The organism is Hymenobacter lutimineralis (assembly GCF_008271285.1).
Taxonomy (GTDB): domain Bacteria; phylum Bacteroidota; class Bacteroidia; order Cytophagales; family Hymenobacteraceae; genus Hymenobacter; species Hymenobacter lutimineralis.
The window spans coordinates 89,949-113,527 of sequence record NZ_VTHL01000005.1; the positions used below are offsets into that span (position 1 = coordinate 89,949).

General features: G+C 61.1%; 19 protein-coding genes and 1 pseudogene. 11 read left to right on the plus strand and 9 right to left on the minus strand.

Going from position 1 to position 23,579, the window contains the following annotated elements:
- Window positions 1-196: 196 nt before the first annotated feature.
- From FY528_RS06870 to FY528_RS06885, 4 genes are all read right to left on the minus strand, one after another.
- On the minus strand, window positions 197-1,303 hold the full coding sequence (locus tag FY528_RS06870) for a chorismate mutase (protein WP_262383934.1): 1,107 nt from the start codon (window positions 1,301-1,303) through the stop codon (window positions 197-199).
- Window positions 1,304-1,469: 166 nt separating this feature from the next.
- On the minus strand, window positions 1,470-2,315 hold the full coding sequence (locus FY528_RS06875) for a prephenate dehydrogenase (protein WP_149070257.1): 846 nt from the start codon (window positions 2,313-2,315) through the stop codon (window positions 1,470-1,472).
- Complete coding sequence (locus tag FY528_RS06880; RefSeq protein WP_149070258.1) at window positions 2,312-3,502, minus strand: pyridoxal phosphate-dependent aminotransferase; 1,191 nt, start codon at window positions 3,500-3,502, stop codon at window positions 2,312-2,314. Before FY528_RS06880 ends, FY528_RS06875 begins: the two co-directional genes overlap by 4 nt.
- A 26-nt stretch (window positions 3,503-3,528) precedes the next feature.
- Window positions 3,529-4,413, minus strand: a complete 885-nt coding sequence (locus FY528_RS06885) for a prephenate dehydratase (protein WP_149070259.1) — start codon at window positions 4,411-4,413, stop codon at window positions 3,529-3,531.
- 455 nt (window positions 4,414-4,868) lie between these two features.
- Between FY528_RS06885 and FY528_RS06890 the strand changes: the two genes are divergently transcribed.
- Together FY528_RS06890 and FY528_RS06895 are read left to right on the plus strand one after the other, a co-directional pair.
- Window positions 4,869-6,065, plus strand: coding sequence for a tetratricopeptide repeat protein (locus tag FY528_RS06890; RefSeq protein WP_149070260.1), 1,197 nt, complete (start codon window positions 4,869-4,871; stop codon window positions 6,063-6,065).
- 73 nt (window positions 6,066-6,138) lie between these two features.
- Window positions 6,139-7,194: a tetratricopeptide repeat protein gene (locus FY528_RS06895; protein WP_149070261.1), complete on the plus strand. Its 1,056-nt coding sequence runs from the start codon at window positions 6,139-6,141 to the stop codon at window positions 7,192-7,194.
- A 72-nt stretch (window positions 7,195-7,266) separates the two neighbouring features.
- On the opposite strand, the pseudogene FY528_RS06900 reads toward FY528_RS06895, so the two are convergent.
- Window positions 7,267-8,868, minus strand: a pseudogene (locus FY528_RS06900) (vWA domain-containing protein).
- 420 nt (window positions 8,869-9,288) lie between these two features.
- On the opposite strand from FY528_RS06900, the gene FY528_RS06905 reads away from it, so the two are divergent.
- Entirely contained in the window at window positions 9,289-10,059 is a 771-nt protein-coding gene (locus FY528_RS06905; protein ID WP_149070262.1) for a porin family protein, read from the plus strand.
- A gap of 450 nt (window positions 10,060-10,509) precedes the next feature.
- On the opposite strand, the gene FY528_RS06910 is transcribed toward FY528_RS06905, so the two are convergent.
- The gene (locus tag FY528_RS06910; RefSeq protein ID WP_149070263.1) at window positions 10,510-12,450 is read right to left on the minus strand and encodes a vWA domain-containing protein; all 1,941 of its coding nucleotides are present in this window, start codon (window positions 12,448-12,450) and stop codon (window positions 10,510-10,512) included.
- 204 nt (window positions 12,451-12,654) lie between these two features.
- On the opposite strand from FY528_RS06910, the gene FY528_RS06915 reads away from it, so the two are divergent.
- Together FY528_RS06915 and FY528_RS06920 are read left to right on the plus strand one after the other, a co-directional pair.
- Window positions 12,655-13,278 carry an RNA polymerase sigma factor gene (locus FY528_RS06915; protein WP_149070264.1) on the plus strand — a complete coding sequence of 208 codons (624 nt, stop codon included), beginning with the start codon at window positions 12,655-12,657 and terminating at the stop codon, window positions 13,276-13,278.
- A complete protein-coding gene (locus FY528_RS06920; protein ID WP_149070265.1) occupies window positions 13,265-14,554 on the plus strand; it encodes an energy transducer TonB in 1,290 nt (429 codons plus the stop codon). The genes FY528_RS06915 and FY528_RS06920 overlap by 14 nt, the downstream gene beginning before the upstream one ends.
- A gap of 91 nt (window positions 14,555-14,645) precedes the next feature.
- Here the strand turns inward: FY528_RS06920 and FY528_RS06925 are convergent, their stop codons facing one another.
- Window positions 14,646-14,885 carry a hypothetical protein gene (locus FY528_RS06925; RefSeq protein ID WP_149070266.1) on the minus strand — a complete coding sequence of 80 codons (240 nt, stop codon included), beginning with the start codon at window positions 14,883-14,885 and terminating at the stop codon, window positions 14,646-14,648.
- A gap of 194 nt (window positions 14,886-15,079) precedes the next feature.
- Here FY528_RS06925 and fumC point away from each other — a divergent pair, with 194 nt between their 5' ends.
- From fumC to FY528_RS06955, 6 genes are all read left to right on the plus strand, one after another.
- On the plus strand, window positions 15,080-16,486 hold the full coding sequence (gene fumC / locus FY528_RS06930; protein WP_149070267.1) for a class II fumarate hydratase: 1,407 nt from the start codon (window positions 15,080-15,082) through the stop codon (window positions 16,484-16,486).
- Window positions 16,487-16,591: 105 nt separating this feature from the next.
- A complete protein-coding gene (locus FY528_RS06935; protein WP_149070268.1) occupies window positions 16,592-17,188 on the plus strand; it encodes a GNAT family N-acetyltransferase in 597 nt (198 codons plus the stop codon).
- Window positions 17,181-17,579, plus strand: coding sequence for a diacylglycerol kinase family protein (locus FY528_RS06940; RefSeq protein WP_262383935.1), 399 nt, complete (start codon window positions 17,181-17,183; stop codon window positions 17,577-17,579). Before FY528_RS06935 ends, FY528_RS06940 begins: the two co-directional genes overlap by 8 nt.
- A gap of 93 nt (window positions 17,580-17,672) precedes the next feature.
- Window positions 17,673-18,143 carry a DUF6970 domain-containing protein gene (locus tag FY528_RS21520; protein ID WP_262383936.1) on the plus strand — a complete coding sequence of 157 codons (471 nt, stop codon included), beginning with the start codon at window positions 17,673-17,675 and terminating at the stop codon, window positions 18,141-18,143.
- A gap of 104 nt (window positions 18,144-18,247) precedes the next feature.
- Window positions 18,248-18,751, plus strand: coding sequence for a DinB family protein (locus tag FY528_RS06950; RefSeq protein ID WP_149070269.1), 504 nt, complete (start codon window positions 18,248-18,250; stop codon window positions 18,749-18,751).
- A 100-nt stretch (window positions 18,752-18,851) separates the two neighbouring features.
- The gene (locus FY528_RS06955; RefSeq protein ID WP_149070270.1) at window positions 18,852-19,460 is read left to right on the plus strand and encodes a thioredoxin family protein; all 609 of its coding nucleotides are present in this window, start codon (window positions 18,852-18,854) and stop codon (window positions 19,458-19,460) included.
- A 75-nt stretch (window positions 19,461-19,535) separates the two neighbouring features.
- On the opposite strand, the gene FY528_RS06960 is transcribed toward FY528_RS06955, so the two are convergent.
- Window positions 19,536-20,336, minus strand: a complete 801-nt coding sequence (locus tag FY528_RS06960; RefSeq protein WP_149070271.1) for a DUF4382 domain-containing protein — start codon at window positions 20,334-20,336, stop codon at window positions 19,536-19,538.
- A 115-nt stretch (window positions 20,337-20,451) separates the two neighbouring features.
- Window positions 20,452-23,505: an AsmA family protein gene (locus tag FY528_RS06965; protein WP_149070272.1), complete on the minus strand. Its 3,054-nt coding sequence runs from the start codon at window positions 23,503-23,505 to the stop codon at window positions 20,452-20,454.
- Window positions 23,506-23,579 lie beyond the last annotated feature (74 nt).

The window sequence follows — 23,579 nt, forward strand, 5'->3', positions numbered from 1 at the left end:
AGGTAGTTTCTAGTTTCTGGTTTCCGGGTGATGGTTTTGCATTCCGAGTTGTTGTCATCCTGAGCAACGCGAAGGACCTTCTCACGCCCGCGCGACTGTCGTTAATACGAGGTCGTTCTGACGTAAAAAGGTCCTTCGCGTTGCTCAGCATAACAGCTGACAAACAACTGTCAACTAATGCTAGACACCTAAAATCTTAGCCCATTACCTTGTTCTGGTGGGTAATAGACTCCAGGTGTACGGCGGCCAGATACTGCTCTACAAACTCCGGCGTCAGGCCCACCGAGGCGCCCTGGCGCAGGCTGCGCTCTAGCACTTCGTTCCAGCGGTTGGTTTGCAGAATGGTGATGTCGTTTTCCTTTTTGTACTGCCCGATCTTCTCGGCAATGCCCATGCGGCGGCCCAGCAGCTGAATAATCTCGGCATCGAGCTGGTTGATTTGCTCCCGGAAGCCGGCCAGCGCCGTCAGGAACTCGCGCTGGTCGGTGGTTTCGTGGCGCCACACCAGGTCTTCAATCAGCTGGCCCAGCACCTCGGGCGTAATCTGCTGCTTGGCGTCGCTCCAGGCATTGTCGGGGTCGATGTGGCTTTCAATCATGTTGCCATCAAAGCCCAGGTTTAGGGCCTGCTGGGCTACGCCGAACAGCGTGTCGCGGCGGCCGCAGATGTGGCTGGGGTCGCAGAGCAAGGGCATATCGGGGAAGCGGCGCTTCATTTCGATGGGCAGGTGCCACATCGGCGCATTGCGGAAGTCGGTGTTGCCGTAGCTCGAGAAGCCCCGGTGAATGAGGCCTACCTGCTCCAGGCCGGCTTTCTGGAGGCGCTCCACGGCGCCCACCCACAGCTCCAGCTCGGGGTGAATCGGGTTTTTCACCAGCACGGGCACCTGCACCCCGCGCAGCACGTTGGCAATTTCCTGCACCGAAAACGGGTTACCGGTGGTGCGGGCACCCACCCACATGATGTCTACCCCGAAGGCGAGGCAGTCCTCCACGTGCTTGGCCGTGGCTACTTCCACCGCCACTGGCAGGCCCGTTAGCTCACTGGCCTTTTTAAGCCAAGGCAGGCCCTTGGTGCCTACGCCTTCGAAGCCGCCGGGCTTGGTGCGGGGCTTCCAGATACCGGCGCGCAACGCTTGCACCTTGCCGGTGGCGGCCAGGCGCTGGCAGGTTTCGAGTACCTGCTCCTCGGTTTCGGCCGAGCACGGCCCCGAAATCAGGTAGGGCTTGTCGTTGGGCTGGCGGTTGAAGAGGGCCGACTGCATCGGTTCGGGCGTTTGCGGAGTTGCGGTTTGGGAGTTCATATTATTGAGGGTTGAATGTCTGAGAGTGGAGTGTTTGATGTTGTGTCGGTTTGTTCCAGGCCGTCATGCTGAGCTTGTCGAAGTATCTCTACCGCTTCGTTTGAGTTTACTACACTACCAAGATGCTTCGGCTGCGCTCAGCATGACGGATATTTTTCTACTGGCATCAAGGCAGAATCTTGCGGATGTGGTTGGCTTGCTCGATGGCGTGGTGCAGGCCGTTGAAATCTTCGCGGGCAATGAGGTTGCGCAGGTTCTGGAGCTGGTGAAGGTGCTCGTCGAGCACGTCGAGCACGTTGAGGCGGTTCTGGCGGAAGATGGGCACCCACATGGCCGGGGAGCTTTTGGCCAGGCGCACCGTGGAGGCAAAGCCCCCGCTAGCCAAATCGAAAATGCGCTGCTCCTCCTTTTCCTTTTCCAGCACTGTGAGGGCCAGGGCAAAGGAGGTGATGTGCGAAATGTGCGAGACGTAGGCGGCGTGCAGGTCGTGGTCGGCGGCGTCCAGGAACAGCAGATGCATACCCAGGCCCTGAAATACCTGCTCCACGAGCTGCACCGCGTCCGCGTCGCTGTGCTGGGCATCGCAGACCACCAGGGTTTTGTCGGTGAACAAATCCGGCACCGCCGCCTCAGGGCCCGAGTACTCGGTGCCGGCCATGGGGTGCACCGCCACAAAGCGACTCCGGCGTGGGTGTTCTTGCAGGTGCGTCAATAGCGTGGCCTTGGTCGAGCCTACGTCGATGACGACCTGCTGCGCTACCTCGTCCAGCACCTGGGGCACCACCGTAAGCATGGCATCCATGGGCACAGCAACTACCACCAAGTCGGCGCGGCGGACGGCGGCGGCCAGGTCGGCAGTGGTTTCATCTACCAAACCCAACTCCTGTGCCCGACGGGCGTTGTCAGCGTTTAAGTCGACGCCGATGATGTGCGCCGCTAGCCCTAGCTGGCGCAGGCTAAGCCCAAGGGAGCCACCAATTAGCCCTAGCCCGATTATCGTAACGGTCTTCATCGGCTGAGGGCGGTTGCGGGCTGCCGCTGCTGCCATTGCGCAATGCGCTCCAGCGCCTGGCTTAGCACCTCTTCCGACTGGCACAAGCTCACGCGCACGTAGCCGTTGCCATTCGAGCCGAAGATGCCCCCTGGAGTAATGAATACGTGTGTTTCACGCAGCACTTCGTCGCTCAGGGCATAGCCATCGGCTGCCGAAGCCGGCACGGCAGCCCATACGAATAGGCCGGTTTGCTCAGGGTCGGTCTGGCAGCCCAGCGCCTGCAGCAGTTCCAGCACCAAGGTACGGCGGCGGCGGTACACAGCGTTCAACTCCGCGTACCACTCATCGTCGAGGCGGAGGGCGGCTACGGCGGCTTGCTGTACCGGCAGAAACATGCCAGAGTCCATGTTGCTCTTGAAGCGCAGCACTTCCTGCAGCCAGTCAGCACGGCCTACCAGCATACCCACGCGCCAGCCGGCCATGTTGTGGCTTTTGCTCAGGGAGTTCAATTCCAGGGCTACCTCGCGGGCCCCGGGCACGGCCAGCAGGCTGGTGGGCTCATCGTTAAGGATGAAGCTGTACGGGTTATCATGGACCAGCATAATCTGGTGCTGCCGGGCAAATTTCACAAGCCGCATCAGGAATGGCAGGTCTGCGCGGGTACCGGTGGGCATATGGGGGTAGTTCACCAGCATCATCTTCACGCCCGTCAGGTCCGATTGGGCTAGGGCCTCCAGGTCGGGCAGCCAGCCGGCGTCGGCGGTGAGGTCGTACTCGCGCACGGTAGCCCCGCAGAGTTGGGCCACGGCCCGGTAGGTAGGGTAGCCGGGGTTCGGAATCAGCACCGTGTCGCCGGCTTCCAGAAACGTCATGCCTACGTGCATAATGCCTTCCTTGGAGCCCAGCAGGGGCAGTACTTCGGTGGCGGGGTTGAGCAGCACGCCGTAGCTGGCGCCGTACCACTCGGCTATGGCCCCGCGTAGGGCGGGCGTGCCCTGGTAGCCCTGGTAGCCGTGGGCGGTGGGCAGTGCCGCCGAGCTGGTGAGGGCCGCCGTCACGCTCGGGTGCGGGGGCAGGTCGGGGGAGCCAATGCCGAGGTTGATGATGCTGGCACCGGCCTGCTGCATGGCCGCCAGCTCGCGCAGCTTCTGCGAGAAGTAGTATTCGCCGGTGTGGCGGAGGCGGGAAGCGGGAGTCACGTTCATGGGTAGATAACCAATTCAGGCAGGCATTAGTAACAGGCGGCCGTGGATTCAGTGGGCGTGGGTAGCAGTTCGTTCATTTCGCCGCGGTGGTAGATGCCCAGCACCTGTAGGTCCTCGGTAAGCTCGGGCAGCTCGGCCAGCAGTTCGTGCAGATGATACACGTTGTCGAACTCCACATCGATATGGAAGGAGTAGTGCCAGGGCTGACCCGGCCGGGGGCTCGACTGCAGCTTGGTGAGGTTGAGGCCGTGGCCGGCAATGCGGGTGAGCACCCGCGCCAGCGTGCCCGGGGCGTGGGCCGTGTGGAAGTAGAGCGAGGCTTTATCGGCCTGGGGCAAAGCAGGTGCCTCGGTACTGGCCGGGGCCAGGGCCAGGAAGCGGGTGTAGTTGCCGGGGTCGGCGTGGATGTCGGGGGCCAGCAGCTCCAGCCCGAACAGGTGGGCCGCCTGCTCCCCGGCCACGGCGGCCACGCCCCACTGCAACTCGTCGCGCACGCGCTGGGCGCTACGGCCGGTGTCGTCGGTTTCTACCAGGCGCCAGCTGTGCTGGTCGAGGAAAGGGCCGCACTGGCGCAGGGCCATGGGGTGGGAGTGGACTTCCTTGATGTCGGCCAGGGTCTGGCCCGGCAAGGCCAACAGGTGCTGGCGGATGGGCAGGTAGATTTCCCCCGTCACGCGCACGGTGCCCTGCTGCAGCAGCAGGTAGTTGGGCAGAATGCTGCCGGCCAGCGTGTTTTCAATGGCCATCAGCCCAGCCGACGCGCGGCCATCAGCTACGCGCTGCACCACTTCCTGAAAGGTTGCGCAGGGCTGCAGCGCGGGCGCGGCCCCGAAGTGCAGGCGGGCAGCCTGCTCGTGGAAGGAACCGGCGTAGCCCTGGATAGCAATGGCGGAAAGCGGGTTGGACGACATAGTGGGCAAGAAAAAAGGGCCTCCGTGGTGCGGGGCCCTGGTTGTTGAGAGTTGATGCGCTTGGCAAGTCATCAGCAACAGCGGGCCGGCTGCTTCTTAAAAAAGAAGCAGTAATAGCCGTAGAAACAGAAGCTGGTGGAAGAAGCGGGCATCAGTCAAAGTCAAAAAGAAAGCGCCTCTCGAACTGGTCGAGAGGCGCTGAAGTTTCGGGGAGGAAAAGCTACAGAGGGGCCGCTCGACTACGCGTGGGCGTAGTAGAAATAAAAGCTAAAAAAGAAGCGGCTCGTCGGCTGAGGCATGAGGATCAGGTGCTTTGCAGGAGCAAGGTGGGCGCTGATTCCGACAATTCCAAATAAGGAAGCAGGAAATCTTTCATTTCTCCGAACCCGGGTTACGTGGAGAATCAGCATTTTAGCGGTGCATTCTGTTGTTTTTTGCTACTGATTCCAAGGTTGATGTATCGTTACTTTCTAGGGGCGGCCCTGCTGCTCTCCGCTGCGGCCCGGGCCCAAACCGCGCCCACGGCCTCCGTCCTCACGCAGGCCGATAAGCTAACTACCGCCCAGCAGTATGAGGCGGCGTACGCGCTGCTGGACAAGGCCGACCCTCAAAACCAGCAGCCGGACGTGGTGCTGGCTAAAGAAAAGCTCCTGCTCAGCTACTATCTCATCAGCGTCAACTACAAAAGCTTTGGGCTGAAAAACCTGCAGCCGGGCGAAACGGTGGCGCAGCTGCGCGGCCAGAAAGGCCCTTACAGCATGCACCTGCTCGATATCCCGAAGGAGCTAAAGCGCCTGCAGCAGAAGTCCCCGCAGAACTATGCCCTCAGCAAAGGCCTGGGCGACTATTACTACCAGGCCCAGCAGTGCCACTGCGGCGAGCGGGATAAGACCGATGCCCAGCTGCTGGCCCTGGTGCTGCGCTACTACGGTTCGGCCCACGCCCACGGCGTCGGGGATTTTATGTCGTACTACGCCGTGGGCTACGCGCTGCTAATGCAGAAAAAGCCCGAGCCCAGTCTGGCCGCGTTTGAGCAGTCCATTGCCCTGAACGCGGAGTACCCGACTTCGCACTACAACCTGGCCTTCGCCCAGGCGCAGCTGGGCCGCTGGGCTGACGCTACCCCGCACGCCCAGGCCGCCTACCGCCTCTACCCCGACCCGGAGCTGAAAGCGGATGCCGCCCGCTTGCTCGGCCACCTCTACCTGCAGCAGAAACAGCCGGCCGAAGCCAAAGTCGCTCTGCAGCAAAGCCTCGACCTGCAGCCCCGCAGCTATGCCTCGCTGCTACAGCTGCTGCAGCTGGCCGTAGCCGAGCGTAGCCCCACAGCCCCGGAACTGGCCACCCGCCTCTACCAACTCGACCCGGCCGACGACCAGATGTTCGTTGACATCATGGACACCTTCCAGGCCGCCAACCAGTGGACCGAAGCCGAGGCCGTTTTTCGGAGCCAGCTGCCCACGGCGCCCAAAACCCCGGCGGCACAGGGCCTGCTGCATTTCTACCTGGCTATTCTGAACATGCAGCTGCAGCGTCCTAAGGAAGCCCGGCCTCATTTTCTGACCGCCCAAACACAGCTGCGCAAAGTAGCCAAGCCCGATAACCCCATGTTTGAGTTGATTGAAAAAGGGTTGAAGGAAACCCGGCCCTAGCACGATACACCGGCAGGACTAGCTGTTTCCGGCGGGCACGGCGTATCTTCGGCTGCTTATTCGTTGGTTTCTGATGCGCTCCGGCTTTCTGTGTTTTCTGGTTTGGATGGCTGCCTCCGGGGCCGCGTGGGCTCAGGCCGAGCCCACCGAGGCTACTGTGCTCAAGCAGGCCGATGCGCTGCTGGCCTGGCGCAAGTACGAAGCCGCGTTTCAGCTCCTGCAGGTGTTCGACCCCTGGCACCGCCAGCCGGCCGTAGCCCTCAGAGCCGCCGACATTGCCCTGCACTACCACACCCAGCAGCAGAACTTCCGCGCCTTCAACTTCAAGGACCTGACGCTCACGGAGTCGCTCGACTCCCTGCGCCGCCATGCCTCCGACTCAGTTGGCTACCAGTTTCCGGTAGGCCAGGTGCTCGATTCCCTGCACCGCCGCTTCCCGGAGAACTATAAGGTAGAAAAAGCCCTGGCCGACTACTACTTCGAGCTGCAGCAGTGCGCCTGCTCGGAGGAAGAGTTTTCGGAGGATGAGCTGTTTCAGCGCATGGTAAGCCACTACCGCGTGGCGCATGGCCACGGCTACGGCGACTACCTCTCCTACTATGCCCTGGGTTACGCCCTCATGCGCCTCGGCGACTTTCCGGCCAGCGCCACCGCCTACGAGCGGTCCATTGCCCTGCGCAAGGACTACGCCCTGGCCCACTTTCAGCTGGCCTACGACTACCTGGAGCTGAAACGCCTGCCCGACGCCCGCAACCAGGCCCGCCTGGCCGTGGCCCAGTTCAAGCAGCCCCAGCTGCGCGCCGATGCCGAGTTTCTGCTGGCCGAGTTGGAACACCGCCTTGCTACTCCTGCCGCCATAGTTGCCCCGCCCGCCGATTCGGCCGTGCAGGCCATTAGTTCGCTGCAGCCCGGCTCGGTGCGGTTGCTGGTACCCGAGCTGCGCTTCCAGCCCGATTCGGTAGAAGCACTCGAGCCACGGCTGCCCCAGTCGGTTGATACAACTCAACTGCCCACCCGCTACCCGCAGGTGCTGCCATTGCGGCCGGCCTCGGAAGCTCCCGCGCCAACTCCGGCCGCACCTCCGGCTACCGGGTTTATGCTGCTGCCAGCCCGTGTACGGGAACAGTAGCGGCTCCTTCGCGCAGGAAGTTGTTTCTGGAACAGGAGACTACCACCTTACCGAAGGCAAGCAGCTGCTTAGCTATTGCTTACTAGCTTGGCTTAGGGCCTCAGCCTGGGCTATCAACTCCCGAAACTGGGTGTGGGTGCCGTCTTGGTCTGGCTGTGTGCTGCCAGCCAGGGCTGCTGTATTCTGCCAGGAGGCCGAGCCGCGGTAAGCAGACTGCCGCAGCAGCAGGCCAAACTGAGCCGCTGAGGCTGCCAGCCGTAGGTTATCCGATGCTTGTTCAATGGGTTCTGTGAACTGTACACCCCGCACGGGCAGGGTAAGTAGCCGGCTGGGGCTACCCTGCGGCTCCTGATAGCGCAGCTTCACCGTCAGGAGTTCATCGGTAGCGGCGTAGGCAACGGCGGGTTGCTGGTAGCGCAGGGCGTCAGTGGAGGAAGCCTGCTCGGGCCGGCTCGCGGTAGGCACTATTTCGTAGAGGGCCGTTACCTGCTGACCGGCGCCCAGCTCGCCGGCGTCTTTCTGGTCGTTGTTGAAGTCCTCGGCGGCCAGCAGGCGGTTTTCGTAGCCCAGGAGGCGGTATTGCTACACCAGGGCCGGATTGAACTCCACCTGAATTTTCACATCCTTGGCCAGCGTAAACAGCGTGCCGCCGTACTGCTGCACCAGCACCCGTTGGGCCTCGCGCAGGTTATCGAGGTAGGCGTAGTTGCCGTTGCCCTTATCGGCCAGCAGCTCCATCTTGCTGTCCTGCAGGTTGCCACGGCCAAACCCCAGCACCGACAGAAACACGCCTGACTGGCGTTCCTGCGTGATAAGCCGCTCCATATCGGCGTCGCTCTGCTCGCCCACGTTGAAGTCGCCATCGGTGGCCAGGATCACGCGGTTATTGCCCCCGGGCAGGAAGTGCTGCCGGGCAATACGGTAAGCCAGGCGCAGCCCTTCGCCCCCGGCCGTAGAGCCCCCGGCTTCCAAGCCATCCAGCGCGGCCAGAATTTTCTCGGGCTCCGCGCCAGACGTAGGCGGCAGCACCAGCCCGGCAGCCCCGGCATAAACCACAATAGACACATGATCCTGCGGACGCAGGGCACCCTGCACCAGCGCCCGCACCGATTCTTTCAGCAAGGGCAGCTTATCCGGCTCGTTCATGGAGCCCGATACATCCAGCAGAAATACCAGGTTGGCGGGCGGCAGCTGCGCCGTGGGCACGTCGCGTCCCTGCACGCCTACCAGCACCAGCTGGTGCGCCGGGTTCCAGGGGCATTGGGCAACTTCCGCGTTCAGGGAAGCCGGCCCCGTGGTAGGCTGCGGATAGCGGTAATGGAAGTAGTTGACAAGTTCTTCCAGTCGCACGGCGTCGGCGGGAGGCAGCTGCCGATCCTGGGTGAGAAAACGGCGCACATTGGCGTAGGAAGCCGGGTCTACATCAATGGCAAAGGTGCTGAGCGGGTTGCGTCGGGCTTCCTGGAAGGCATTTTCGTGCACGACGGCATAGTTGTCGCGAGGGGCAGCGGGCGGCTCGGCGGGCGGGGCTACTGCTTCGGCGTCCTGTTGCAGCTCCGGGTAGGCAGGAGCCGCCGCAATTTGGTTCTGGTCTTCGGTAGAGTACTGCTGGGAGCAGGCGGGCAATAGCCACGCGCCAGCCAGCAGCCCACACAGGGGCAGCAAGCGGTTCATAAGAGTAGCAGAAAGAAGAGGGTGAAACGGGAAAGGCTTCACGGATGTCTGCCCCTGGCCAAGCTCCGGCCCCACTCGCGACAGTGTGGAAAGGCAGGCCGACGGTGTTTTTCTTCGCGTTGAAAAACAAGCCGTTCCGGCAAACAAGCGGACTTACCAAACGTCCGGCTAAAGTGAAGTACTGCGGTAGCGCTTCCGGTTTCTTTCATACCGCAGCCCCGGTTACGTAACCCGGTTTTCTTAACTTCTTTTGCTCGTTACCCGACTATTCAAGCTGTTATAGCGGTTTTACCTTCGCCGAGGCGGTTTTTCATTTTTGGCACGGTTTTCCATTAGTACCTATCCGACGCCGACCGGCTGCTCGTGCACACGCGGCCCCGGCGCTTTTCCACTTCCCCGGAACTCCTAGATCTTACTGCCATGAACACGCGTCTTTTCGGCCGCCTGGCCGCTGCTTGCCTTTTTGTTGCGGCTTCCTTTACCGCCGCCGAAGCCCAGACCCGCCCCGTACAAACCCACCGCGTCGGCTACCCGGCTCCCCGCCCGGCGGCCCGCTCTACGTATTCATCGGCTGGCACCAGTACCGGGGTTAAGTTTGGTATCAAAGCGGGCCTGAACGTAGCCGACTGGTCGGGAGACGCGGTGGAAAGCCTGCAAAACCTGGCCGATCTGAGCCAAGGCAGCGTGACCCGTGAAATGAAGCCTGGTTTCCACGCCGGGGTGTATGCCACCCTGCCCTTGGGCGACAAGTTCTCCATTGAGCCCGGCGTACAGTATTCCGAGAAGGGCATGCGCCTGACGGGCACCCTGCCCTTCGAGCAGCTCGACTTCCTGAACGCTAAGGTGACGGCCACGGCCCGCATGGCTTACCTCGATATTCCGCTGATTGCCAAAGCCCACCTCACGCCCGGCCTGTACCTGTATGCCGGCCCCCAGGCGTCTGTCCTGCTCAGCAACAAGGCCCGCGTAGAAGCCAGCGCCCTCGGTTTCTCGGCTTATCAGCATGATTTCGACATCAAAAGCCAGTTCCGTCCCGTGGACTTTGCCGTAACCGGCGGCCTGGGCTACCAGTTCGACAGCGGCTTCGGCCTGAGCGCCGGCTATGACTACGGCTTGTCGTCCCTGGATAAAAACAACCGCTTCGATGCGCAGAACCGCGTGATTAAGGCGGCCCTCAACTTCTCCTTCTAACTCTCCCTTTTTCCCTACAAAAAAGCCCGCTACAGCTGTAGCGGGCTTTTTTTGCGCGGTTCCAGAGGCCGGCCTCCGCCTCTCCTGCTTTCGCCGGCCCCTTGGATATAATCCTAACGACTAACACATACGGCTAACTAGCTATATACCTGAAAATAAACTAAGCAGGACAGACCGGGAGCCACCGTTTCAAGTAAGGGGAAGCATCTATCTGCAAACAGACGCTTTGAAACGGTGGCTAGGTCGGTGAGTGAGCGAGTTTCCCGGCCTGCCCCGGCGCCAACCGGGTGTTACCCAGCCGGTACCGCATGCCTTTAACGCGGGGGTGATAAGTAGCAAATGAGCTCCTAGCTGCCTTATGCAGGCGCTGGTACTTGGTAAGATGCCGGCCCACCGACGATTCCACACGCGCCGCTCAATTTTTTTAAATTATTTTTTTGAGGTTCCGATTTAGCGGCTGCCGTAGTCGGTGGGGGCGGACCGAATTCCTTCCGCCAGCCGGATAAGGCGCACCATCTCTGCCCGATACCCGTCGGGGTCGAAGGCTTTGGCCTGCCCGGCCAGCTGAGCTGTAGCGTCCCAGGTAGCAGTGCCCCGGTAGTCGCTTTGCCGCAGCAGCATTCCAAACTGCGCTACCGCCGCCGCAAACCGCAGATTTTCACTGGCTTTTTCTATCGGGCGGGCGGCGCCGTCGAGGGAGTGAGTCAGCAGCTTGCTGGTGAGGCCCTGGGGTTCTTTGTAGCGCAGCTTCACGGTGAGCAGCTCGGCCGCGGTTGCGGCCGGGGCTATGGGTGGGGCCGGCTGGTACTTCAGCGGATCGACGGTGGGTGGAGCGCCCACGGGCACGATTTCGTAGAGGGCCGTTACGGTGTGTCCGGCGCCCAGCTCGCCGGCATCCTTGCGGTCGTTGTTGAAGTCCTCGGCGGCCAGCAGGCGGTTTTCGTAGCCTACCAAGCGGTATTCGCGCACCCGGGCCGGGTTGAACTCCACCTGCAGCTTTACGTCTTTGGCCAGGGTGAACAGCGTACCGCCAAACTGCTGCACCAGCACCCGCCGGGCCTCGTCCAGGTTGTCGAGGTAGGCGTAGTTGCCGTTGCCCTTATCGGCCAGCAGCTCCATCTTTTTATCCTGGTAATTGCCCTGGCCCACGCCCAGCACCGTTAGAAACACGCCGGATTCGCGCTCCTCGGTGATGAGCCGCTCCATGGCCTCGTCGCTTTGCTCGCCCACGTTGAAGTCGCCGTCGGTGCACAGAATCACGCGGTTGTTGCCTTCGCGGTTGAAATTTTCCCGCGCCACGCGGTAGGCCAGGCGCAGGCCCGCGCCCCCGGCCGTAGAGCCCCCGGCTTCCAGCTGCTCGATGGCGGCCAGGATATCGGCGCGCTTGCTGCCGGCCGTAGGCGGCAATACTGTACCAGCCGCACCGGCATAGACTACCAGAGCTACCTTATCCTGGGGGCGCAGCTCCTTGGCGAGCAGACGCAACGCCTGCTGCACTAAGCCAAGGCGGTCTTCGCCCTGCATGGAGCCCGACACATCCACCAGAAAAACCAGGTTGGCGGGGGGCAGCTTCTCAGTAGCCACTTTGCGGGCCTGCAGCGCTACCTGCACCAGCTGGTGGGCTGGGTTCCAGGGGCACTGGGCCTGTTCGGTGATGAGGTAGAAGGGTTCCGGTGCAGCTGGCGCCGGCTGGGGGTAGTTGTACTGGAAGTAGTTGAGCATTTCCTCTACCCGCACGGCGTCGCGGGGCGGAAACTGCCCCTGCTGCAGAAAGCGCCGCACGTTGCTGTAGCTGGCCGCGTCCACATCAATGCTGAACGTGCTCAGGGGCTCTTTGCCCACGGCGCGGAAGCCATTCTCGGCAATAGCGGCGTAGGTTTCGCCGGCCCCAGGCTCGGGCGCCGGAGGCAGGTACCCGGCAGCATCGTAGCTCTTGTAGGCTCCTATTTGGTGTTGTTTGCTCGGCGGCCCCGCAGCAACTCCCCTGATTCTTACTCCCGCCACTTTGCCCTTCCCGCCAGTCACCACCACTTCGCTGAGCTGCCGGGTGTCCGGCACCAGGGCTACATCCACCACGGTCTGCCCCGTCAGCTTTATTTCTTTTGTGACGTACCCAACAAAGCTAAAAACCAGTGCTTTGCTTCCGGCCGGCACCTGCAGCGTATAGCGCCCGTCGGCGGCGGTGCTGGTCCCGATGGTCGTGCCTTTCACCAGCACCGTCACGCCCGGCAGGCCCCCGCCTTTTTTCCCGGCGGCCTCCGTAACGCGCCCTTGCACGGAATAAGTGGCCGGCACGGTGGGGGCAGCAGGACCCAGTGACACTACCGACTGGGCCAGCGTGGGCGCGGCGGCCAGCAGACTGGCAACCAGCAATACATAGTGGCATTTCATACAAACATGGGCTAAGGTGAACGGATACCCTGTTGATGCCGCCTCTCGTCAAATTGCACACTGCCAGACCCAAATTGTTAAGACCACCGCGCTGGTAACCTCCGCGCGGCGAAGGCGGCCGGGTATAAGTTGATTTTTAGACGAATATTCTTTTTACCAGCGAAAACCGTAGCTTAGGAAAGATTATGCCTGGCCCTGGGTTCTATGTTTTTTCGCCGCCGTCCTACGCTGCCCGCTGAGCTTTCCGATGAGGAACTGCTGCTGCGCTACCGCCAGTATGGCGACGTGCAGGACCTGGGCGTGCTCTACGAGCGGCACCTGACGGCCGTATTTGCCATTTGCCGGCGCTACCTGCGCCCCGACGAGGACGCCCAGGACGCCGTGATGCAGCTGTTTGAGCAGTTGGTAGACAAGCTGCAAAAGCACGAGGTAGGCAACTTCACGGCCTGGCTGCACACTACCGTCCGCAACCATTGCCTGATGGTCTTGCGGGCCCGGCAACGGACGAGTCCCGACGGTGGGCCCCTTATTTTGCATTTTCCTGATGCCACGGATATGGAATCGGCGGCCAGTCGGCATCTACCCTCCGATGACCCTGATGAAGCCGCCTCTACCGAAGCCCGCCTCCGGCACTTGGAGCACGCCCTTACCGAACTGCCGGACGGGCAGCGCCAGTGCCTGGAAATGTTTTACCTCCAGCAGAAATGCTACCGCGACATTGCCGATGCTACCGGGTATGAGCTTAGTCTGGTGAAAAGCTACCTGCAGAATGGCAAACGCAACCTGAAACGCATGCTTGAATCTTACCCCACCGATGCCGCCTCGTAACCTCTCGCTTGTGCCCCCGGCCACCCCCGATCAGCACATATCGGTAGAGCAGCTGCGTCAATACGCGGCCGGCACGCTGCTGCCCGCCCAACAGCACCTCGTGGAGGCGCACACCATCGACTGTGCCTACTGTGGTGAAATACTGGATGGCCTTTCCGCTACAGACTACGCTACTACCGAAACGGCGCTGCGCACAGTGCAGGGCCGTTTGCACGCCCGCCTGGCCATTGATGCGGCTCGTCACTCGCACCGCTATGCCGCCTGGGCCGGCGTGGCCGCCACCTTGCTGCTGCTCACGGTAGCGGCCAGTGTGTTCTGGCTGAATCTGCAGCACCCGCCGCAACAACGTAATCGGGTGGCTGCCACTTCGGCCGCGGCCCCCAAGGCCGCCCCACCCGTCGATTCCGCGCCTATTCCTGATCAGGTACAGGCCGGGCCAACCAAGCCGCTAGCGTCGGCAGCACGGGAAACCTCCGGGGCGGCCCGTGCCGCTGGAGCTGAAACCGGGCTTACACCTGCGCAAGGCACTTACCGGCCTTCTGCGCAGCCAGCCAGGGTGGCGGTAGCAGCTGCCGTCCGGGCAGCTACCACTAAGCAATCAGCCGCGCCCATCTCCAGCGGACTTTCATCTTCTTCTCCTACACTTGCCTCTGCCGCTACTGCTACCCCAATTGCTTCTGCTTCCACAAGTAGTACCGCCGAAACCTCTCCGCTACCCGCCACCACAGCGGATGCTGTAACGGCCATGGCTCCCCGAGCCAGTACAGTTCTGGAAACCAAAGAACTGCCCAGCCCGGTGCTAGCGGCAGTACCCGTATCTACGGTGGTACTGGCTAGCATCGATACGCCCACGGAGGCGGCCGAAGTAGCCATTCCGGGTGATAAGGTCCGCGCCAGCAGTTCCCCGGCCTTGGCGCCTGTGAAGTCGGCAACCAGTGCCGAAGGCCGCTCAGCCATGCGGATGCCTCCTTCTCCGGATCTGGCCTCCGTACCCTCGGGAGGCCACGCCGCGTTCCGGCGCTACCTCAAGAAGGAACTGAAATTCCCCGAAGCTGACCGGGCCAAAGGCGTAGAAGGCGTGGTGAAGCTACGCTTTGTAGTGGCTGCAGATGGCTCTTTGCAGGATATAAAAGTCGTCAGCCCGGTGTCGGAAGCGTGCGATGCGGAGGCCATTCGTCTGCTCAAGGAGGGCCCCGCCTGGTACCCCGCCATTGTGCGCGGCAAGCGCGTGCCCACGGTTATGCGCGTGTCCGTCACCTTCAACCCGCTGGAATAACCGTACATGACCTGAAGACAAGGGCCCCGGTAACCACTCAATTGGTTGCCGGGGCCCTTTTGCATGGTAAATGGCTATTCAATTACACCTGCTAACCGCTATAACCGCCGCCGCTTTCGGGGGCCGTGGCGCTGCCGCCGGGTCCATCGGGAGCAGGGAGGCCAGGGTCAGTGTTCAGGTGTACCTGGCTATAGTCGGGGGCGCCATTGCCAGCGGTAGGCACCGGGGGCGCGTTTTCGGCGGTAGGCGAAGTAGCGGCGTTTTGAGCCGTGGTGGGGGTGCTTGGGGAAGTGGATAAGGCGTCGGACTCGTCTTCGAAGGTCTTTTTCATGGTGCAGGCAAAAAGTGCAGGTGAGATACTCAAGTAGAGGCTATACGCAGCCGCGCCGCCCGCAGCCACTGGCAGCCTCCGCAGAATTTGGGGATTTCGGTAGCTGGCGGGGCGGGGTTGTGTACTTTTGCCCCGCAGCCCCGGCTGGGGCCCGTTTCGCCGTTATTTCCTCTTCTCATCCCACGTTCAGAAGCATGACGCAGTTCCGCACCGAGAAAGACACCATGGGCACCGTGCAGGTGCCGGCCGACGCCTACTACGGCGCCCAGACCCAGCGCAGCATCGACAACTTCCAGATTGCCCAGGACATCAACCGGATGCCCAAGGAAATCATCCGTGCCTTTGCCTACCTCAAGAAAGCCGCCGCCCTTACCAACCGCGACGCTGGCGTATTGCCCGCCGACAAGGCTGAGCTGATTGGCCGCGTGTGCGACGAAATCCTGGAAGGCAAGCTCGACAAGGAGTTTCCCCTAGTGGTGTGGCAGACCGGCTCAGGCACCCAGAGCAACATGAACGTAAACGAGGTAGTAGCCTACCGCGGCCACGTGCTCCAGGGCGGCAGCCTCCAGGACGAGAAGAAGGTGCTGGCCCCCAACGACGACGTGAACAAGAGCCAGAGCTCCAACGACACGTTCCCGACGGCCATGCACATTGCAGCCTACAAGATCCTGGTAGAAACCACCATCCCCGGCATCGAGAAGCTGCGCGACACGTTGAAAAGCAAGTCGGAGCAGTTTATGCACATCGTCAAAATCGGCCGCACCCACCTCATGGACGCTACCCCGCTGACGGTAGGACAGGAGTTTTCGGGCTACGTGTCGCAGCTCGACCACGGCCTGCGCGCTATCAAAAACACGCTGGCGCACCTCTCGGAGCTGGCTTTAGGCGGTACCGCCGTGGGCACCGGTATCAATACGCCTCCCGGCTACTCTGAGAACGTGGCCAAGCACATTGCCGAGCTGACGGGTTTGCCCTTCGTAACGGCGGAAAACAAGTTTGAGGCCCTAGCCGCCCACGACGCCATTGTGGAAGCCCACGGCGCCCTGAAAACGGTAGCGGCTTCGCTGATGAAAATCGGCAACGACATCCGTCTGCTGGCTTCGGGCCCGCGCGCCGGCATCGGTGAGCTGCACATTCCCGATAACGAGCCCGGCTCCAGCATCATGCCCGGCAAAGTAAATCCTACCCAATGCGAAGCCATGACGATGGTAGCGGCCCAGGTGATGGGCAACGACGTGGCCATCAACATTGGCGGCATGAACGGCCACTTCGAGCTGAACGTGTTCAAGCCCGTCATGATCTACAACTTCCTGCACTCGGCCCGCCTGATTGGCGACGTGTGCGTGTCGTTCAACGACAAGTGCGCCGTGGGCATTGAGCCGCTGGAAGCCAACATCAAGAAGCACGTGGACTCTTCGCTGATGCTGGTAACGGCCCTCAACCCCCACATTGGCTACTACAAAGCCGCCGAAATTGCCCAAACAGCCCATAAAAACGGCTCGACGCTGAAGGAAACCGCCCTCCAGCTTGGCTACCTCACCGAAGAGCAGTTCAACGAGTGGCTGAAACCCGAAGACATGGTCGGCGAAATCAAGAAGTAGCGCTAGCTAGCAGATTGCTTTTCAACGCCGTTGTTCCGCCCCGGAGCAGCGGCGTTGTGGTTTTTCGGGCATCTTTACGCGTTATACTGTATTTCCCCTGCCTGCATGGATTTCACCCGCGACATTCTGCTCGAAAACGACCGGGCTTTGCTGCGCCCCCTCTTGGCCACCGACATCGACTTGCTGCAGGAACCCGCCGCCGACCCGGCGCTGTGGCTGTATACCCTCACCCGTGCCGACAGCCGCCCGGAGCTGGAAACCTACGTGGAAGCTGCGCTGGCTGGTCGGGAGCAGGCCCGGCGCTACCCGTTTATCATTATCGACAAGCAAACGGGTCAAGCCGCGGGCAGCAGCAGTTACTATAATGTGGTACCGGAGGAGCAGCGCCTGAGCATCGGGTACACCTGGATCGGTACCGACTTTCAGCGTACGGGCCTCAACCGGGCCGCCAAGCACCTGCTGCTACGCTACGCCTTCGATGAGCTGGGCTACGAGCGGGTAGAGCTGGAAACGGATGCGCGGAACCACAAGTCGCAGAACGCTATGCGGCAGATGGGCGCCTCCCAGGAAGGCACCTTGCGCAGCCACCGCCCCACCCAGGGCGGCATCCGGCGCGACACCATCATCTTCAGCATCATCCGGCCGGAGTGGGCAGCCCTGCGGCAAACCATCTTCGGCGCTTTCGATACCAACCGTGGCTGACCCCCAACCTCGCCGCTTTCCGGCCCTGCTGCGCCAGCGCGCCGCCAGCTTTGGTTACGCCTTCCGGGGGGTAGCAGCAGCTATGCGTACCGAGGTACACCTGCAGTTTCATGCCGTGGCCACGGTGGTAGTGCTGGGGCTGGGCTGGTACTTTGAACTTACTCGCGGGGAATGGGCCCTGGTGGCGCTGGCCGTAGGACTGGTTTGGTCACTGGAGCTGGTGAATACGGCCATTGAAGCGGTAGTAAACTTGGTGTCGCCGGAGTACCACCCCCTGGCGGGCCGGGCCAAGGACGTAGCCGCGGGAGCCGTGCTGGTGGGAGCCGTGGCGGCGCTGGCGGTAGGCCTGCTGGTATTTGGGCCCCGCATAGGGGCGCTGCTGGGCTGGTAGCCAGCCGAGGCCAACTCCGCTGCTGGTTTGGCGTAAGCCCGTAAGTTGGCGGCTCTTCCTTACTTTCGCCCCTCGTTTCTGTTTTTCTTCCCTATGCGCCTGATCTTTTCGCTTGCTCCGCTAGGTGCCCTGCTGCTGGCCGGCGCCTGCACCCGCCGCCCCGAGGTGAGTACGCCCGCCAACGACACCCCCCGGGAAGTACAATCGGAGGCCACTTCGTCGCCGTCTACCGTGAATCCTACCACCACCCGACCGGCTTCTTCCACCGTGGCTATGTTCGACACCACTGCCCGCCCGGCCTGGCTGCAAAAGCGCATCGCCGAACTGGGCGCTTCCGAAAAGCCCCAGAACCCCAAGGCACGCATCCTGAGCTACCGCCTGGATGGCCAACTGGTGTACTATTTCAACGCTCCCTGCTGCGACCAGTACTCCACGCTGTACTCCGCCAAGGGCACCGTGCTCTGCCACCCCGATGGGGGCTTTACGGGCCGCGGCGACGGCAAATGCCCCGATTTTGAGAAGAGCCGCACCGAGGAGCGTCTCGTGTGGGAAGACCCCCGCTAGCGTTTGAAAGTGTAGATCAGGCCGTTTGATGGCTGGGGCGCTTACGCGGCCGTAGCACCTTCGCGCTCTGGTTTACTCATCTAGTCCTGTTTCCTTTTTTACCTATGATTAACACCAACGAAAAGCTGGGGGCCTACAACGTGTGGGCCAACGAAACCCTGCTCCGTCATCTCGATGGCCTCGTAGCCGCCGGCGCTACCCTCCCGGCCAGCAGCCTGCGCCTGTTCAGCCACGTGCTTAACGCCCAAGCCATCTGGCTGGGCCGCCTCACCGCCACGCCCAGCCCTGTAAAAGTGTGGCAGGAGCACGACTTGGCCGGTCTGCATCACTGGCACGAGCAAACCTCGGCCCGCTTCTACGACTACGTAGCCACGGCGGACGAAAATGAATTGAACCGCCTGATTACCTATACCAACTCCATCGGGGAGGGATACACCAGCCAAGTAGCTGACATCTTCACCCACGTGCCCGTGCACGCCAACTACCACCGCGCCCAGGTAGCCCGTGACCTGCGCCAGCACGGCCTGGAGCCCATCAACACCGACTTCATCACCTACTGCCGCGAACTGGCCGCCAAGGCAGCTACGGCCGACGTACCCAGCCTGTAACGCCTGACGTTAGTCTGCTTTCCGTAAACCCTTTCCGGCGCAAACATCTGCTGCCGGAAAGGGTTTTTCGTGCTTCATTCTACCTTCTGAATTTTCTCTTATGGCTCTGTCTGTTCTTTCTGCTGAGCGCCTAAGCGCGGCGTATTCCTACCCGGCCTACCGTCAGCTCATCAACGAGCTGCTGGCTCAAGGGCTTACGACTGGTCCAAATCAGTCGGAGGCCCTCACGCACTACGCCCGCCTGAACGTGCAGCGCATGGAGCGGATAGATAAGACCGTACAGGTGCTGCCGGAGCTACTGGTAGCCGCGCAGGAGCTGCCGCGCCCCTATGTATGGCTGGTGCTCACGGAGGGCTGGTGCGGCGACGCGGCCCAGATTGTGCCGACGCTGGAAGCCGTAGCGCAGGCCAGCCAGGGCCAGCTCACCACCCGCTACCTGCTGCGCGACGAAAACCTGGACCTTATGGACCGCTACCTCACCAATGGCGGCCGGGCCATTCCCAAGCTTATTATGCTTGATGCTATTACCCTAGAGGAAGTAGCCCATTGGGGCCCCAGGCCGGCGCCTGCGCAGGCCCTTTTTCTGGATCTGAAAGGCCAGGGACTTTCCCATGAAGCCTACGCCGAGCAGGTGCACGCCTGGTACGCCAAAGATAAAACCCGCACTACCCAGGCAGAGCTGCTGGCCCTGATCCGGCAGCTGAGCTAGGTTTCGTTGCAATCAAAAAGGGCCTTCTGCTGTCAGCAGAAGGCCCTTTTTGTGTAAACCAGAAAAGAGGACTAGCTACTCCGTGAGGGTAATCAGGCCCAGATCGGTTGGCTGGCTGGAATTAGCTACCACGGTCACGTTTTCCCGCTGGGTGTCCTTGTAGGGAGCAGCGGCCTTAAACTCTACCCGGTAGGTACCAACCTTCACGCCCAGAAGCTTGAAGCCGCCAGTGGCATCGGTGTAGGTATTCACAGTATCGCCATTGGCAATATCGGTGCGGATAGCCATTACCTGGGGCCGGGCCGCCAGCGGCATCACCTTACCTACGATGTTGCCAGTCAGAGCGAAAGGCACGGCCCGAATAACGGGCTTGAGGTTGTACTCGCCGTTGCCACGGGCCACCACCGATTTGGCTACGTCGAAGTCCAGCACAAACGTGTAGTAGGTGCCGACCTGCAGATCCTCATTCACGTTGACTTTCAGGCCCGAAGTCTGACCGCTGGGTACTTTCAGGTCTACCGTTGTACCATCTTTCAGCGTCAGGGTGTTGTTGGGACCGAGTACCAGCCGAATCTGCTGGATGCGGCCAGCCGGAAAGTTTTGGCCGGCAACAATTGGTGCATAGGTGCCATTTACCAACTTAAGTAGGTCGTATTTACCGGCTGTCACGTCGAGGTCCTGCCAACCTTCTTCACCAGCGGCGTCGGTGGCATTTACCTGCACTTTTTGCAAGTCAATGTTCACGGCTTTGTAGTCGCCGGGGGCATCTATGAGCAGTACCTGGATGCCCGCGGCATCAGAGGCATTATCCTTGTCGTTGCAGCCCGTGAAAACCAGGCTGGCCAGCGCTAAAGGAAGAAAACGAAGAAATTTCATAGAAAGGGGAAATTGAAGAAAAACGACTGATTAAGGAGCGTAGAATGCCAAGCAATTAACGTACCGTACAGACACCAACGGGGCTTAGATGATTCCTATTGTATGGGTTTTTGTCCTATGGTTTGGTGGTGTCGGCTTTGGCTGGTTCCGGGGCGGGAGCTTTGGGCTTTTTGCCGAATAGGATACCGTTGAGCTTATCCTTGGCCTTGTCCTGTATTTTGGTCTGAGTTTCCTGGCGCTTCTTTTCCAGCTCCAGGCGGGCCTTGTCGGCCAGTTCCTGCTGCTTGCGCTGGGCTTCCTTCTGCAGGCTGTCCTGAGCTACTTTAGCCTTGGAAGCCAGCTTGAGCTTGGCATCGTCTACCTTGCTTTGCACCACGCTGGTCACCAGGTTTTTGGCCAAGTCCTTGGCTTGGGCCTTGGCGCCGGCAGTGGTCAGCCTCACGTCGGGGTTGGTGAGGCTGCCGCCTATTTTCAGGCCCATGGTCACGCGCTCAGTGCCTTTGATGTCCTGCACGCCGCTGAGCTGAGTGAGCTTGGCGTTGAGGGCGTTGCCAACTTTGCCGGTGGGCACATCCAGCGCCATCACGTATTCCAGGCTGCCATTTACGTTGCTGGAGCCACCCACGGTGGTTTTGATCTGGCCCACCGTAAAGTCGAAGGGCTTCACGATGAAGTTGCCGTTCAGCATCTCGGCCGCCACGTCTTTGTTTTCCACCACAAACTTCTTCAGCTCATTTAGCTGGGTGAGGTTACTCACTTTGTTGAGCACGCCGGAGTTGCCCACGGCGGCCCGCACCACCTCGAACACGCCCTTGCCGGTGAGGGAGCTGTACACGGGCAGCATATCCTGTCCCATTTCCCCGCTCACGTTGAAGTTGGTGGAGAAAATGCCTTCTACCTGCGAGGCCAGCGGCACAAACTTCTTCACCGACTCAAACGCCCGGAAAGCATTCTGGAAATTCAGGTTTTTGATGTTCAGCCCGAAGTTGAACTTAGGGTGCTGCAGGTCCTTGCTGCTGTAGGAGCCGTTGGTGGCAAAGGCCCCGCCCAGGGTGTTAAACGTCAGGCCGTCCATGCGGGCAGCCTCGTCGCGCACCACCACGGTGCCTTTCACGTCCTGGAGCTTGAGGTTGTCGTACTGCACCTCGCCCACGTTGGAGTTCAGGGTCAGATCGAAGAACTTGGGAATCTGGAGCACGCCCTGGGCCTCGGCGGGGGCGGCGGTTTTGGCCGTTGCGGTAGGCTTGGCCGTCACCTCGTCCACCATCCACTCGTTCACGTTAAAACGGCGGGAGTTCACCGTGAGGTTGCCGCGCAAGGGCTGGCCGGGCGTGAACAGGTAGCCCATGTAGTTGCTGATGGTGCCCGACGCCGCAATGTCCGACGAGCCCACGAAGCCCTGCATGTCCTTCAGCACGATGTTGGCGTTGTTGAACGTAGCCGTGGCCTGGGTGACTTTCACGCCCTGGGGCAGGTCGGTGCTTTTGTAGGTTACATTTTTGGCCTGCACCGTGCCCGAGGCCACAATGTTCTGATAGCGGCCGGCTTCCACATCGGCCATGTTGCCCTTGGCGGCCACGTTGCCGTTCAGGCGGCCCGTCACCGTCATGCCTTCCAGCGGGAAGATCTTGGTGATTTTGGTCAGGTCGATAATGCCTTTTACGTCGGCGTCAAATACGGGCTTTTCGAGGTTCTGGGCGGCTATGCGGCCTTCCAGCGGCTCCCCGTCCAGCAGCATCCGAAACTGCGGAATGTTGATGCGTGTGTCGTTTACCTGGCCGGTGGTGTTGGTCACGGTACCGTTTAGGGTCAGGTTTTCGATGGGGGCCGGGAACTGCTTGCTTTTCACGTAGCCGTTGGTGAGGCGCAGGGCCGCCTGGGTCACGGGCATCTGGGTTTTGGAGTAGGTGCCCTTGGCAGTGGCATCTACGGCCAGCAAACCGCGCAGGATCAAATCCTGCACGGGGTATACTTTCATCATCTCGGCCAGGTCCACGTTGGCTTTCACGCGCCCGTCCACTTTCATCGGCTCCAGCCCGTCAATCAGCACGTTGCCGTCAATGGGATTTTTGCCCAGGTCCAGGTGAAACTGCTTCACGTTCACCTTCACGTTGTTGGTAAAGCCCGAGGGGTTGTCTACCTGCATGTCCACGTTGATGTTGCGGGCCTCCTGGGGCAGCTGCGGGTAGTGGAAAGTGCCATTCTTCACTTGCAGGTTCACGCCGTAGCCGGGCATCTTCACCTCATTCTGTACGCCCTTGAAGTAACCATCAAAGGCCACTTTGCCGGTAGCCTCCATGTCTTTGAACTGCTCGTTGTAGGCGCCCGGCACCAAACTCAGGATGTTCTTGAAGTCGGTTTCAAGGGCCTTGAAGGTGAGGTCGTAGGTAATGTCGGTGTCGTTGGGCAGGCCAATGGTGCCCTGGAAAGCGGCGGGAAAGTCGTTCAGCTGCACCTTGTTGTCTTTGAAGGTGAACAGCATCTTGCCCAGGTCCATGGCTAGGGTCACGTTGCCGGTCAGCTTTTTGTTGGTCACGTACTCGGTACCGTCGAACTGCATGGAAAAGCTCTGGGCCGTAGTTTGGCTGACCATGTCGAACACGTTCTGCTCGAAGTCACCGGAGCCGGTGTGGTCGATGCCGCGCAGCTGCATGGCAAACGGAATGGTCAGGTCTTCGTAGCGCAGCTTGCCCCCGTTGATTTCCCAGCCCTTAATAGCCACCCGCACCTGGCTGGTGTCCTGGCCCTTGGCCGCGGCCGCCGAGTCGGAAAGGAAAATGTCCCAGTTGGCCCGGCCGCTTTTCAGCACCCGCAAACTCAGGTCGGGCTGGTCGAGCTGGATGGTTTTGATCTTGATTTCATCGCCCCGCACCACGCTCATCAAGTCCAGCCCCACCCGGAAGGAGGGTAGAAAGGCCAGCGTGTCGCGCGAAAACGAATCCTGCCCGATGATGCGCAACCCATCGATGCCCAGGGACAGATCGGGGAAGGAGCGGAGCAAACTCAGACTCACATTGTCGGGGTTGTACTCCACTTTCGCGGCCACCCGCTGGGCCAGTTGCTTATCGAGGGCCTGCTTTATTTTGTCTTTGAACAGAACCGGAGCCAGGGCCACCGCGGCCACCAGCACGACCAGAAAAATCAGCGCTCCTAAAAGAACTTTTCGCATAACCGTACAGCTGAAAAAGAAAACTCAAAACGAATCGGGAGCTGGTATAGGTACGTAAGCGGGGCGCCCGACCC

Excerpts from the sequence above, each read along its gene's own strand:
- FY528_RS06870 (WP_262383934.1), bottom strand. The coding sequence starts at position 1,303 with ATGAACTCCCAAACCGCAACTCCGCAAACGCCCGAACCGATGCAGTCG.
- FY528_RS06875 (WP_149070257.1), bottom strand. The coding sequence starts at position 2,315 with ATGAAGACCGTTACGATAATCGGGCTAGGGCTAATTGGTGGCTCCCTT.
- FY528_RS06880 (WP_149070258.1), bottom strand. The coding sequence starts at position 3,502 with ATGAACGTGACTCCCGCTTCCCGCCTCCGCCACACCGGCGAATACTAC.
- FY528_RS06885 (WP_149070259.1), bottom strand. The coding sequence starts at position 4,413 with ATGTCGTCCAACCCGCTTTCCGCCATTGCTATCCAGGGCTACGCCGGT.
- FY528_RS06890 (WP_149070260.1), top strand. The coding sequence starts at position 4,869 with ATGTATCGTTACTTTCTAGGGGCGGCCCTGCTGCTCTCCGCTGCGGCC.
- FY528_RS06895 (WP_149070261.1), top strand. The coding sequence starts at position 6,139 with ATGCGCTCCGGCTTTCTGTGTTTTCTGGTTTGGATGGCTGCCTCCGGG.
- FY528_RS06905 (WP_149070262.1), top strand. The coding sequence starts at position 9,289 with ATGAACACGCGTCTTTTCGGCCGCCTGGCCGCTGCTTGCCTTTTTGTT.
- FY528_RS06910 (WP_149070263.1), bottom strand. The coding sequence starts at position 12,450 with ATGAAATGCCACTATGTATTGCTGGTTGCCAGTCTGCTGGCCGCCGCG.
- FY528_RS06915 (WP_149070264.1), top strand. The coding sequence starts at position 12,655 with ATGTTTTTTCGCCGCCGTCCTACGCTGCCCGCTGAGCTTTCCGATGAG.
- FY528_RS06920 (WP_149070265.1), top strand. The coding sequence starts at position 13,265 with ATGCCGCCTCGTAACCTCTCGCTTGTGCCCCCGGCCACCCCCGATCAG.
- FY528_RS06925 (WP_149070266.1), bottom strand. The coding sequence starts at position 14,885 with ATGAAAAAGACCTTCGAAGACGAGTCCGACGCCTTATCCACTTCCCCA.
- fumC (WP_149070267.1), top strand. The coding sequence starts at position 15,080 with ATGACGCAGTTCCGCACCGAGAAAGACACCATGGGCACCGTGCAGGTG.
- FY528_RS06935 (WP_149070268.1), top strand. The coding sequence starts at position 16,592 with ATGGATTTCACCCGCGACATTCTGCTCGAAAACGACCGGGCTTTGCTG.
- FY528_RS21520 (WP_262383936.1), top strand. The coding sequence starts at position 17,673 with ATGCGCCTGATCTTTTCGCTTGCTCCGCTAGGTGCCCTGCTGCTGGCC.
- FY528_RS06950 (WP_149070269.1), top strand. The coding sequence starts at position 18,248 with ATGATTAACACCAACGAAAAGCTGGGGGCCTACAACGTGTGGGCCAAC.
- FY528_RS06955 (WP_149070270.1), top strand. The coding sequence starts at position 18,852 with ATGGCTCTGTCTGTTCTTTCTGCTGAGCGCCTAAGCGCGGCGTATTCC.
- FY528_RS06960 (WP_149070271.1), bottom strand. The coding sequence starts at position 20,336 with ATGAAATTTCTTCGTTTTCTTCCTTTAGCGCTGGCCAGCCTGGTTTTC.
- FY528_RS06965 (WP_149070272.1), bottom strand. The coding sequence starts at position 23,505 with ATGCGAAAAGTTCTTTTAGGAGCGCTGATTTTTCTGGTCGTGCTGGTG.